Genomic DNA, 11,651 nt, shown 5'->3' with positions numbered 1-11,651 from the left:
GGCGGCGCTGCGGACCGAGCGGGCCGTGCGGCCGGCGGACCGGTCGGACCGGCCCGTCCGGTGCGCGAGGGCGGTGCGGTGCGTGGTCCCCGGGGTGGCCACGGCCGCCGAGCCGGTCGAGGCGCCCTTGGGGCCCTGCGAGCCGGTGACCACCGCCGACGGAGCGACCGCCTGCGCCGCGGGGGCGGCGACGACCGCGACGAGCGTCGCGAGCGCGGCGAGCAGCAGGGCGGGCAGCGTCGTCCGGCGCCGGGGGGTCGCCGACGGCAGCGCTGTGCGCCTTCGTCTCACGCGACTCCCCCTCGCTGCGACGGTGGACGGCCGGCGGACGAAGGCCTCCATCTCCGCCCACCGACCGTCCCTGTCCTGCACGACGAACGCGGCCCGGGAGTTGTTCCCGGGCCGCGCCGTCGGTTCGCCGGTTCCCCGCGCAGCGGGGTGAGGCGTCAGTGGTTGACGCGGTTGCGGCCGTACAGGTTGGCGGCGAGCGTCACGCCGACGGCAGCCACGACGACCTGGAAGAGGAGCTCGATCCAGTCGATGCCGTTCGTCGACGAGACGCTGAACGCCTGGGCGATGGCGGTGCCGATGAAGGCCGCGACGATGCCGACGACGATGGTCAGCCAGATCGGGATGTTCTGCTTCCCGGGGGCCAGGGCACGCCCGAGGATGCCGATGATGGCACCGATGATGATGGCGGTGATGATGCCGGTGACGGTCACGCGTGACTCCTGAGGGGACGTCGGACCCCCTCGTGGGGTCCGCTGAACGCCCTGTACCCCGGTCCGCCGCGGATACGCGCGTCCCCGGCGATCTCTTGCCAGACCTGCCCGCTAGCGTGCGCCCGTGACTCGACGCGGCTGGCTCCTCTTCGCGGCGCTGTCCGTCGTCTGGGGCACCCCGTACCTCTTCATCAAGATCGCCGTGGAGCACCTCGAGCCCGCGTACGTCGTGGGCACCCGGGTGGCGCTCGCGGCGGTCGTGCTGCTGCCGTTCGCAGCGGCCCGCGGGCAGCTGCGCCCGCTCGTCCCGCACTGGCGCTGGGTAGCAGCCTTCGCCGCGGTGGAGATCGCCGTCCCGTTCGGCTGCCTGGGGTTCGCCGAGACCCGGATCTCCAGCGGCCTCACCGGCTTGCTCGTCGCCGCGGTCCCCCTCATGGGGGCGCTGCTCGCCTGGGCGCTGCGGCTCGACGACCGGCTCGACGGACGGCGGTTCGCCGGGCTGCTCGTGGGGCTCGCGGGGGTCGTCGCGCTCGTCGGGATCGACGTCCGCGGCGGCGACCTGCTCGCCGTCGCGGCCGTTCTCGTCACGGCGTTCTGCTACGCGCTGGGCCCGGTCATCGTGGCGGCCCGGCTCGCGGACCTCCCGAGCCTGGCGGTCATCGCGGTCTCGCTGGGCCTCAACGCCCTCTGGTACGCGCCGTTCGCCTGGCTGACCCGCCCGGACGACGTCGCCGCGGTGCCGCCGTCCGCCTGGTGGTCGATCGGCTACCTCGGGGTCGTCGCGAGCGCCCTGGCGTTCCTGCTCTTCTTCGCGCTCGTCGCCGAGGTCGGCCCGGCCCGGACGACGGTCATCACCTACCTCAACCCGGCGGTCGCGATCGCGCTCGGCGTCGTCGTGCTCTCCGAGCCGGTCACGGCCGGGATCGGCGTCGGCTTCCCGCTCGTGCTCCTCGGGTCGTGGCTCGCGACCCGGCGGTCGACCGAGGTGGCGCGTCCTCAGTCCACCAGCGAGCTGTAGACCGCCCGCCGCAGCTGCGGCCGCAGCGGCAGCGTGCTGCTCGGCAGCAGCTGGGTCATGAGGACGACGGTGAGCTCCTCGGCCGGGTCGACCCAGAACGCCGTGCTCGCGGCGCCGCCCCAGTTGAACTCGCCCTTCGTCGAGAGGTTCTTCTGCGCGGCGGGGTCCTCGACGACCGCGAACCCGAGCCCGAAGCCGATCCCGCGCATCGGGCTCTCGGAGAACACCGGCGTCCCGAACGCGTCGAGGTCGGCGCCGCCCGGCAGGTGGTTGCGGGCCATGTAGTCGACGGTCCGCGGGCCGAGCAGCCGGACGCCGTCCAGCTCGCCGCGACGCAGCAGGAACTGCGTGAACCGGTGGTAGTCGTGGGCCGTCGAGACGAGGCCGCCACCGCCGGAGAGCATGGTCGGGGGCGCGTGGACGGCGCGGCCGAGGGAGTCGCCAGGGGCCATCCCGGCGCCGGTGGCGAGGTACAGCCGGGCGAGCCGGTCGAGCCCGCCGGTGCCGCCCGCGCCGTCCGGGTGCTCCGGCGAGCCGGCGTAGAAGGCGGTCTCGTTCATCCCGAGCGGGCGCAGGATCCGCTCGGCGAAGAAGGTGTCGAGCGACTGCCCGGACACGACCTCGACGAGCCGGCCGAGCACGTCGGTGCAGTACGAGTAGTTCCAGCGCGTACCCGGCTCGAAGAGCAGGGGCAGCGAGGCCCAGGTGTCGACGGCCGCCGCGAGGTCGGTGTCCGGAGGGGCGCCCCACTCGTAGCCCTGGGCGCGGAGCATCGCGTCCACCGGGTGCATCCGGGCGAAGCCGTACGTGAGACCGGCCGTGTGCGTGAGCAGGTGCCAGACCCGCACCGGTTCGGTGGCGGGCACCGTCGCGGGGCGCAGGTCGGTGCCCCCGGTGAAGACGCGCATGTCCGCGAACGCCGGCAGGTACCGGCTCACCGGGTCGTTGAGGTCGAGCCCGCCGGCCTCGTAGAGCATCATCGCGGCGACCGAGGTGACCGGTTTGGTCATGGAGTAGATCCGCCAGAGGGTGTCCGGCGTGGCGGGCAGGCCCTCCTCGACGTTGCGCCGGCCGCCCGCGCCGACGTGCACGACGCTGCCGCGGCGGGCGACGACGAGCACGTAGCCGGGTAGCCGGCCGGCGTCGACGTACCCGTCGAGGACGGCGTCCGCGCGGGCGAGCCGGGCGGCGTCGACGCCGACCGTCGCCGGGTCCTGCTCCACGGTCAGCTCGGGCATGCCGCTCCTCGGGTCGCACGTGCGGGCGGCCTCGCCGCCCGGGGTCACTGCCGGTCCGGGTCACAGTAGGAGGTCCCGGCGGCGGGGCGCGGGACGAGCCCGGGCGTCCGTCCGGAGGAAACGGTGACGATTTCAGAAAGTAGTCACACAATCACCATGTGTTGCTGCATCGTGGTGCCGTGACTACGAGCGAGGTGGCGCGGGACAGCTGGTCCCTGGTCCCGCCGCCCGACGTCCTGCTCCAGCGGCCCTCCTGGGTGCGCCATCTGGCGAGCGCGGCGAACGTCCTCTGGTGGACCACCGGCCTCGTCGCCGCGTCCTGCGCGGGGATGGTCGTCGCCGAGCCGGTGCTGTCCCGGCCGTTCGTCGCCCGGCTCCTCCTCGTCGGCGGGGTCGCGTTCCTCGGCGCCCTCGTCTCGCACGCCGTCTCGTCGTACGTGACCGCCGGGCTCGTCGCCCGGGACCTCGAGGCGCGGGACGAGGCGGCCCGCCGGGCCTGGTACGCCGAGCCGCACGAGTCGCTGCCCGTGCTCGAGGCCGTCGCCGAGGAGCTCGCCGCGGACGCCGCCGAGGCCGCTGCGGACGCGGCCGTCCGGGCCGCCCACCTCGCCGCCAACGTCGCCCAGGACGCCGCGGCCGAGGCCGCCGCCGCGCCCGACCCGGCACAGGTCAGGGACGCCGCCCGGCGCGCGGTCGAGGCCGCGGACGTCGCGGCGTTCGTCGTCGGGCACATCCCGGCCGCCCGCCGTCCGGCCCTCGCGGAGGGTGGTGCGGAGGGCGGCACGGAGCCCACGGGCGCTGTGGAGATCGACCTCTCGGCCGCGCTGCGCCCCGCCGACGACTGGTTCGACGACGACCCGCGCACCGGGCGCTACGGCTACGACCCGAGCTACGACGACAACGTCGTCGCCGGCGACCTGTCCGCGGCCGGCCCGGACGACCTGCACGACGGGGGCCTGGCGCCGCACACGTTCTGAGCGTCGTCCGGTCTGACGGCCGTCCGTCGGAGGTGGTTCAGCGGGCGGGGAAGAACCCGAGCACGGACCAGCCCCGGTCGGCGAACCCGCAGGCCTGCGCGACCTTCGCCGAGGCGACGTTGTCGGGGGCGTGCAGGTACGTCGGCACCCGGCCCTCGTCGAGGATCCGGCGGGCGGCCTGGCTGACGAGCCGGCGCGCGAGGCCGCGCCCGCGCGCCTCCTCCTGGGTGCCGACCGAGATCTCGTGGCCGAACGCGTCGTGCTTCTTGACGCCGACGCCCGCGACGTACGTGTCGCCGTCGAGCACGACGAGCACGTCGTCGTTGAAGGGGCGCAGCCACGCCGGTACCCGGGGATCCTCCCGGGGCAGCCAGATCCCGGCGTCCTCGAACGGTGCCGGGTCCGTCGTCCAGCGGAAGGAGCCGCGCCCGCCGGTCCCCGGCCGCCCGAGCAGGTCGGGCAGCGCACCGAGGACGGCGTCGACGTCGCCCTTGACGGCCGCGAACTCCGCGACCCGGGCGGCGGCCGACGGGTCGACCCCGAGCACGGCCCAGCCGGTCTCGGTCATGACGCCGACGGCGGGGGCCTGCGCGCCGTCCCACCGGGGCTGCGCGGCACGCGGGTTCGCCACGACGTGCAGCGGCTCCTCGGGCGGCCAGGCACCGGCCCAGCGGGCGAGGTGGGCGGCGAGCGTCTCGGGGACCACCTCGGCGGTCGCGGTCGTGGGCACGAGCGCATCCTCCCCGACGGACGCGGGCCGCGCAGACCGGATGAGGGGGACCCGGTCGGCGCGGCCCGCGCACCTGCGCAGGAGATCGTTGCCGGCTAGCCGGGCGGCGTGGCCGCGCTGTGCACCGCCTGTGACCCGGCAGGGGCCTCGCCCGCGGGTCCAGACGCACCGAGGAGCAGGTAGGCCTGCGCGGCGACGAGCACCCCGACGACCACCCAGGTCCGGGCGGGGGCCGGCGCGTCGTACCGGAGGACGTCCACGAGCACGACCCCGATCTGGAGCACGACGACCCAGCCGAGCGTCACCACGGCCAGGTCGGCGTACTGGAGGCTGCTGGCGTAGACCCAGAACAGGACGACGAAGACGAGCGCCCCTGCGACCGCGAACCCCGCAGACCGCCGCTCGACGGCCTCTTTCGCCGCGACGGCACCGAGCAGGTCGAGGCTCGCGAGCGCGAGCATCGCGACGGCGGCGGCGAGCGCCGGCGGCCACGACTCGGGGGTCCTGATGAGCACGACGTCCTCCTGGCGGGGCCGGCGGCCGGCGGCCGCGTCACGCGCAGGCTGCGCCCGGCCGCTCAGGACGGGGTCATCGTGGGGTCAGCGTGGGTATCCTCACGCTGATCTTCTCCTCTGCAGGGCGGGGCCACCGTGAGGAGACAGCGATGGCGGCCGGTGCACGGAGCACGTCCGGCGGCGCCCGTGGCGTCGTCGTGCTCGTCGCCGCGCCCGGGTACGGCCGGACGACAGCGCTCGAGCGGTTCGCCGAGGAGCCGGCCGGGCCGGGGGCCGCGCCCGCGCTGCTCGTCGGTGCACGTGCGCTCCTCGCCGCGGGCCTGGTCGACGCCGGGATCGGCCGGCTCCTCGTCGACGACCTGGACGACCTGGACGCACCCGACCGGGCCGCGCTGGCCGGGCTGCTCGCGGACCTGCCCGCCGACGTCCGGGTCGTGCTCGCGACGACCCGTCCGCTCGACGCGGCCGTGCGGACGGCGCTGCGCCGGCCGGTTCTCGTCCGGTGCGCCGCCGACCTCGCGCTGACTGCCGAGGGCACGGCCCGGGTGCTCCGCGAGGAGCACGGCGTCACCGACCTCGACGTCGCCGACGCCGTCCACGCCGCGACCGCCGGCTGGCCCGTCCTCGTGCACCTCGCCGCGGACGTCGCCGCGACCCCCGGCGCCGACGCCGCGTTCGTGCGGGCCAGGCTCGCCGCCGCGGACTCCCCGTGCCGGCACTGGCTCGCGGACCGGGTGCTCACCGGCCTGGACGCCCCGGCGCTCGACGTCCTCGACCGGGCCGTCCGGGTCGGGCCGGTCGCGCCGGCCCTGCTGCGGGAGGTCCTCGGTGACGAGACCGCGGACGCCGTCCGGCGGCTCACCGTGACCGGTCTGCTCGGGCCCGCCGACCTGCCGCTGCCCGGACCCGCCCGCGCGCACGACGACACGGACCACGTCCCGGTCGCCGTCGTGCCCGCGCTCGCTGCCGCGGTCCGTGCCGAGCGGCCCTCGCCACCGAGGGCCGAGGTGGTGACGGCGGCCGGCTCCGCCGCCCGGTGGTTCGCCGCCGGCGGCCGGCCCCTGCTCGCTGCTCGGCTGCTGCGCGCGGCGGACGAACCGGTCGAGGCGGCCCGCCTCGTCGTCGACCACGGGGACGCCATCCTCGCCGGTGGCGGGGCGGCCGCCGTCGTCGAGATCGCGGGCGACCTGCTCGACGCGGGCGGTACGAGCGCGTCCGATCTTGATGCACGGCGGCTGCGCCTCGTCGTCGGGGACGCCCGGCGGATGGCCGGGGACGCCCGCGGGGCGCTGCGCACGCTGCTGCCGCTCGCCGACGCCGCCGATCGTGCCGGGCACTGGCCCCCGGACCTCGCCTGGCGGGTCGCGATGGTCCACTACATGGCGGGCGACCCCCGGGAGGCCGTCGAGGTGTGCCGGCAGGTCGGCGACGGCGTCCGGCTCGGCGAGGACGGCGACGACGTCGACGCGGTCCTGCTCGCGACCGCGGAGATGTCCGCGCTCTTCGCCCTCGGCGACGTCGAGGGCATCGGCCGGCTGGTCACCGGTGCCGTCGCCCGGGCCGAGCGCAGCGGCCGGCCCCGCGCCCTGGCGGCCGCGCACCTCGTGGCAGCGGGCGCGGCCGAGGGGGATGCCCGTGAGGAGCACCTGCGCCTCGCGGGCGAGTCCGCCGCCGCGGACGGTGACGTCGTCACGCTCGCCCGGGTGCTCGTCAACCGCACCTTCACACTGCTCGGCCGGGCCCGCTTCGCCGAGGCGGGCGAGCTCGGTTCGGCCGCGGTCCGGGCCGCCGAGGCCGGGGCCCCGCCCGGGCTGCTCATCGCGGCCCGGGCCAACCTCGCCGAGGCGCTGCGCCGGGTCGGGCGCTTCGACGAGGCCGTCTTCCACGCCGAACGCGCCCTGCTCGCCTGCCGCCGTGCAGGGGTGGCACGCGCGTCGTCCGCGATCCTCGTGCTCGGCTGGGTGGCTCGCGTCCTCGGTCGTCCTGAGCAGGCCCGGATGGCGTTCGAGGAGGCCGTCGACCTCGCGCGGGAGCGGGCCCAGACCCGCGAGCTCACGTCCGCCCTGACCAGCCTCGCCTGGCTGCTGCTCGACACGACCCCCGACGGCAGCCGCGCGGAGGTCGAGGCGGCGCAGGCCCTCGTCGAGGAGGCGGACCGGATCTCGCCGGCGGACCTGCGCGCCGAGATCGAGGTGGTCCGTGGCTGGCTCGGCCTGGCCCGCGGGGACCTCGACGCCGGCGCGGCGGCCGCGGCCCGGGCGCTCGTCCTGGCCCGCGACCGGCGCTCGCTCGTCGACCTGGCCCACGCCCTCGAGCTGGCCGCCGCCGCCGGCCGGGACGCCGCGGCTGCCCGCGCAGCGCTCGGTGAGGCGCACACGGTGTGGACGAGGGCCGGCGCGACGCCGGCGGCGGACCGGGTGCTCGTGCTCCTCGGCCGGCTGCCGGGTGCCTCGGGCAGCGACCGGGCCGGTGCCCGGGACGCCGCGACCAGGCTGGCCCTGCTCGGGGTCCGGGTCGCCGGCACCGGCCCGTTGATGGGTGAGGACCTCACCGCCCCGCTCCAGGTGCAGGTCCTGGGCGGCTTCGAGGTGCGGGCGGCGGGCCGGCCGGTGCCGTTCGCCGCGTGGCGCTCGCGGCAGGCCCGCACCCTCGTCAAGGTGCTCGTCGCGCGGCGCGGGCGTCCGGTCCCGCGCGGGGAGATCTGCGAGCTGCTCTGGCCGGACGACGACCCGCAGCGGACGGCGCACCGGCTCTCGGTGCTGCTGTCCGTCGTCCGCGGGGTGCTCGACCCGGCCAAGGCGTGGCCGCCGGACCGCTACGTCCGCGCGGACACCCTGGGCCTGTCCCTCGACCTCTCCTACGTCGTCGTCGACGCCGAGGAGCTGCTCCGGGACGCCGCGCACGCCGAGGAGGTGCTCGCCGACGGTGACGACGAGCGCGCCCGGGACCTGCTCGCCGAGGTCGACGCGCTGTACCGGGGCGACGCCTTCGACGACGAGCCCTACGAGGCCTGGGCGGACGGGCTCCGCGAGGAGGTCAGGGCCGCGTGGCTGCGCTCCCTGCGCCGCCACGCCACGCTGTGCCGCCGGGCGGGCGAGGTGGACGCCGCCGTCGCCGACCTCGTCCGGCTGCTCGCCGCGGACGCGTACGACGAGTCCGCGCACCACGCCCTGGTCCGCACCCTCGTCGCGGCGGGCCGCCACGGCGAGGCCCGCCGTGCCTTCGACCGGTGGACCCACGCCATGGAGCACATCGACGCGCCCACCCCCTCGTCCGATGTGCTGGCCGCCCGCCCCCGCGCTCCGCGACCGGCCGTGGTCCGTCTCCCCGACGACCCCGACCGGTCACGCTCGGTGTTGTGATCCGATGCTGACGGACCTGAGGAGGCTGCCCACCAGGTGCGGCGCCGCCAGGGACGCCGCCCGTCGTCCCGGAGGCTCTTCATGACCACGACCCGTCGACGGCTGCCGGCCGTCGCCCTGGCGGTGGCCGCCGTGTGCGCCGCCGCCCTCTTCGCTCCCGGGCCTGCCGCCGCGGGGACGCCCGCCGTCGCCTGCCCCAACCTGCCCGTGGTGATCCTCGGGACGGCCGGGCCCGACACGCTGGTCGGTACGGAGGGGCCGGACGTCATCTGCGGCCTCGGCGGGGACGACACCATCCGGGGACTCGGCGGCGACGACGTCATCTACGGCAACGAGGGCAAGGACTCGATCCACGGCAACGACGGTGCCGACACCGTGTACGGCGGCCCCGACGGCGACGCGCTCTACGGCGACCACGGCGCCGACACCCTCGACGGTCAGGACGGGCCGGACGAGATCGCCGGCGGCGACGACGCCGACGTCATGGACGGCGGAACCGGCGACGACATCGGCTGGTCCGGTCCGTGGCTCGGTGGCTCGCTCTGGGACGCCTTCTACGGCGGCGACGGCTACGACGAGTTCGTCTACGAGAACAACTCCGGCGGAGACGCCGAGTACCCGCACCCGCCCGCGGACTGGTCCACCGCCAAGCACTGCTGCGGGACCTGGTACTGACCGGCCCGCCCCCGGGCAGGGCCCGATCCGGTCCGAGGCCCCGGACCGGATCGGGCCCGCGTAGGGTCGGCACGTGCCCGTCCGCGTCGTCACCACCGTGGCCCTGCTCGCGATCGCGGTCGCCGTCGTCCTCGTGAGCCTCGTGCAGGTGCGCCGCGGCCGGATGCTCTTCTCCACCGAGCCGGGGGTCGTGCGGGACGTCCGGGACGTCCGGAGGCGCTCGACGGCCGCGCTCGTCGAGGCCTCCGGGATCGCCGTCCTCGCCGCGGGGCTGCTCGTCCGGGAGCGGCCGCTCGTGTGGCTCGGGGCCCTCGTCACCGCGGTCGGCGCCGTCCTCATGTCGATCGCGCGCCGCGGCCTCGCCCGCCGTCCACGGCGCTGAGACGGCGCCGAAACAGCGCCGACCCGCGCGGCGGGGCGTGTGATGCTGGGGCCATGGCAGCCTCCGGCATCGATCTCGCGGCCGTCCTCGCCTCCTTCGACGAGACGTGGTCGCCGCGCACCGTGAGCACCGTCAACGACTACGACGTGCGCGTGGTCCACACCCGCGGCGAGTTCACCCGGCACAGCCACCCGGAGACCGACGAGCTGTTCCTGGTGCTCTCCGGCAGCCTGACGATCCGGCTGGACGACGGGGAGGTCACCCTCGGCCCCGGGCAGCTGTACGTCGTCCCCCGGGGTGTGCACCACCAGCCGTACGCACCGGACGGCGCGGACGTCCTCCTGCTGGAGCCGCGCGAGACGGTGAACACCGGTGACAACCCCGGGGCGCTCACCGCGCCGCGGCGTGACGCCTGACGCCGTGCCTCACCCCGTACCGGCCGTGGCGGCCGACGTCGTCCGCCGGCTGCGCGCCGCAGGCTGCGTCTTCGCCGAGGAGGAGGCCGACCTCCTGCTCGGCCAGGCCTCGGGGGCCGCGCTCGACGCGCTCGTGACCCGCCGCAGCGCCGGGGAGCCGCTCGAGCACGTGCTCGGCTGGGCGCTGTTCTGCGGTCTGCGGGTCGGCGTCGCACCGGGCGTCTTCGTCCCCCGGGTGCGCTCGGAGCTCCTTGCGGCACAAGCGGTCTCGCGCGCCGAGGCCGGTGACGTCGTCGTCGACCTGTGCTGCGGCAGCGGCGCCCTCGGCCTGGTCGTCGCGACGCGGGTCCCCGGCGTCGAGCTGCACGTCGCGGACGTCGACCCGGCGGCGACGGCGTGCGCGCGGGAGAACCTCGCGACGCTCTCGCCGCCGGCCCACGTGCACGAGGGCGACCTCGACGCCGCGCTGCCGCCCCGGCTGCGCGGGCGGGTCGCCGTCCTCGTCGCGAACGTTCCCTACGTGCCGACGGCCGCCGTCGCGACGATGCCCGTCGAGGCGCGGGTGCACGAGAACCGGGTCGCGCTGGACGGCGGCCCGGACGGTCTCGACGTGCAGCGCCGGGTCGCCGCGGTGGCGTCGTCCTGGCTCGCGCCGGGCGGCGCCGTCCTCGTCGAGACGACGCGGGCGCAGGCCCCGGTCGCGGCCGCGGCGTTCGCGCGGCACGGGCTTCGCCCGACCGTCGTCCACGACGAGGACCTCGAGGCGACCGTCGTCGTGGGGACCGCGCCCGGCCCGTCCTGAGCCTGTGAAGCGCGGCCGGATCGCCCGGATGCCCGGTGCGTGCGGATCTTCGGCGCTAGGGTCGTCGACTGTCCGTCCGGCCCCAGCGCCGGAGCCCCGAGCGACGAGACGGCCGTGTACCTCACCAGGCTTGCCGACATCTGCCGCGCCGCGGGCCTCGACGTCGTCGAGGTGCGGGGCTGGAAGCGCCGTGGCCACGGCCCGATGACGGGCGTGAAGACGGTCGTCTGCCACCACACGGCCGGGCCGAAGAAGGGCAACATGCCCTCGCTCAACGTCATCACGAACGGGCGGCCCGGGCTGTCCGGCCCGCTGAGCCAGCTCGGGCTCGCCCGGGACGGCACGGTGTACGTGATCGCCGCAGGGCTCGCGTACCACGCGGGACAGGTCCGCAGCTCGTCGTACGCCAACGCCTACGCGATCGGCATCGAGGCCGAGGCGACGGGGGTCGACACGTGGCCCGCCGTCCAGATGGACGCCTACGGCGAGCTGTGCGCGGCCCTCGTGCGCGCCTACGACCTCACGGTGTCCCGCGTGCTCGGGCACAAGGAGGTCTGCTACCCGGTCGGCCGCAAGAGCGACCCGAACTTCTCCATGCCGGACTTCCGTGCCCGCGTCACGAAGGTGCTCAAGGCACCTGCGACGCTCCCGGTCGGCTCGCCCGCGCAGATCTTCTCCGCCGTCTGGGCCCGGGACGCCGTCAAGGGCCCCTGGATGACGCCGGACAACCCCACGCGGGCGGCGCAGAGCGTCCTCGGCACCACCTTCACGGACCTGGTGAAGGCCACGGACGCCGCGAACGCCGCGTCGCGCG

General features: G+C 76.3%; 12 protein-coding genes and 1 pseudogene. 8 read left to right on the top strand and 5 right to left on the bottom strand.

The window, feature by feature from the left end; translation table 11 throughout:
* A pseudogene (locus tag EDJALFJO_RS06555) lies at positions 1 to 291 on the bottom strand (hypothetical protein); the annotation flags it as partial.
* Positions 292 to 446: 155 nt separating this feature from the next.
* Entirely contained in the window at positions 447 to 722 is a 276-nt protein-coding gene (locus tag EDJALFJO_RS06550; RefSeq protein WP_088283404.1) for a GlsB/YeaQ/YmgE family stress response membrane protein, read from the bottom strand.
* Positions 723 to 846: 124 nt separating this feature from the next.
* On the opposite strand from EDJALFJO_RS06550, the gene EDJALFJO_RS06545 reads away from it, so the two are divergent.
* Positions 847 to 1,740 (top strand): DMT family transporter, encoded by an 894-nt coding sequence (locus EDJALFJO_RS06545; protein ID WP_088283402.1) that lies wholly within the window; start codon positions 847 to 849, stop codon positions 1,738 to 1,740.
* Here the strand turns inward: EDJALFJO_RS06545 and EDJALFJO_RS06540 are convergent.
* Positions 1,719 to 2,978, bottom strand: coding sequence for a serine hydrolase (locus EDJALFJO_RS06540; protein WP_088283409.1), 1,260 nt, complete (start codon positions 2,976 to 2,978; stop codon positions 1,719 to 1,721). The genes EDJALFJO_RS06545 and EDJALFJO_RS06540 overlap by 22 nt on opposite strands.
* A gap of 179 nt (positions 2,979 to 3,157) precedes the next feature.
* Between EDJALFJO_RS06540 and EDJALFJO_RS06535 the strand changes: the two genes are divergently transcribed.
* The gene (locus EDJALFJO_RS06535; RefSeq protein ID WP_143448334.1) at positions 3,158 to 3,955 is read left to right on the top strand and encodes a hypothetical protein; all 798 of its coding nucleotides are present in this window, start codon (positions 3,158 to 3,160) and stop codon (positions 3,953 to 3,955) included.
* Positions 3,956 to 3,992: 37 nt separating this feature from the next.
* On the opposite strand, the gene EDJALFJO_RS06530 is transcribed toward EDJALFJO_RS06535, so the two are convergent.
* Both EDJALFJO_RS06530 and EDJALFJO_RS06525 read right to left on the bottom strand, forming a co-directional pair.
* Positions 3,993 to 4,685 (bottom strand): GNAT family N-acetyltransferase, encoded by a 693-nt coding sequence (locus EDJALFJO_RS06530; RefSeq protein WP_198950065.1) that lies wholly within the window; start codon positions 4,683 to 4,685, stop codon positions 3,993 to 3,995.
* Positions 4,686 to 4,780: 95 nt separating this feature from the next.
* Complete coding sequence (locus tag EDJALFJO_RS06525) at positions 4,781 to 5,200, bottom strand: hypothetical protein (protein ID WP_088283398.1); 420 nt, start codon at positions 5,198 to 5,200, stop codon at positions 4,781 to 4,783.
* Positions 5,201 to 5,349: 149 nt separating this feature from the next.
* Here EDJALFJO_RS06525 and EDJALFJO_RS06520 point away from each other — a divergent pair, with 149 nt between their 5' ends.
* The 6 genes from EDJALFJO_RS06520 to EDJALFJO_RS06495 all read left to right on the top strand — a co-directional run.
* Positions 5,350 to 8,562, top strand: a complete 3,213-nt coding sequence (locus tag EDJALFJO_RS06520) for a BTAD domain-containing putative transcriptional regulator (protein ID WP_088283396.1) — start codon at positions 5,350 to 5,352, stop codon at positions 8,560 to 8,562.
* Positions 8,563 to 8,643: 81 nt separating this feature from the next.
* The gene (locus tag EDJALFJO_RS06515) at positions 8,644 to 9,237 is read left to right on the top strand and encodes a calcium-binding protein (protein ID WP_088283394.1); all 594 of its coding nucleotides are present in this window, start codon (positions 8,644 to 8,646) and stop codon (positions 9,235 to 9,237) included.
* Positions 9,238 to 9,310: 73 nt separating this feature from the next.
* Complete coding sequence (locus EDJALFJO_RS06510; protein WP_088283392.1) at positions 9,311 to 9,619, top strand: hypothetical protein; 309 nt, start codon at positions 9,311 to 9,313, stop codon at positions 9,617 to 9,619.
* A gap of 53 nt (positions 9,620 to 9,672) precedes the next feature.
* On the top strand, positions 9,673 to 10,035 hold the full coding sequence (locus tag EDJALFJO_RS06505; RefSeq protein ID WP_088283390.1) for a cupin domain-containing protein: 363 nt from the start codon (positions 9,673 to 9,675) through the stop codon (positions 10,033 to 10,035).
* Positions 10,036 to 10,060: 25 nt separating this feature from the next.
* Positions 10,061 to 10,837: a putative protein N(5)-glutamine methyltransferase gene (locus tag EDJALFJO_RS06500; protein ID WP_088283388.1), complete on the top strand. Its 777-nt coding sequence runs from the start codon at positions 10,061 to 10,063 to the stop codon at positions 10,835 to 10,837.
* Positions 10,838 to 10,951: 114 nt separating this feature from the next.
* Positions 10,952 to 11,651 (top strand): N-acetylmuramoyl-L-alanine amidase (locus EDJALFJO_RS06495; protein ID WP_143448333.1); only part of this gene is annotated, 700 nt, incomplete at its 3' end.

The organism is Kineosporia sp. A_224 (genome assembly GCF_002198655.1).
Classification (GTDB): Bacteria; Actinomycetota; Actinomycetes; order Actinomycetales; family Kineosporiaceae; genus R-H-3.
The sequence above is the reverse complement of the archived record's forward strand: the minus strand, read 5'-3'. Positions and strand labels throughout refer to the sequence as shown.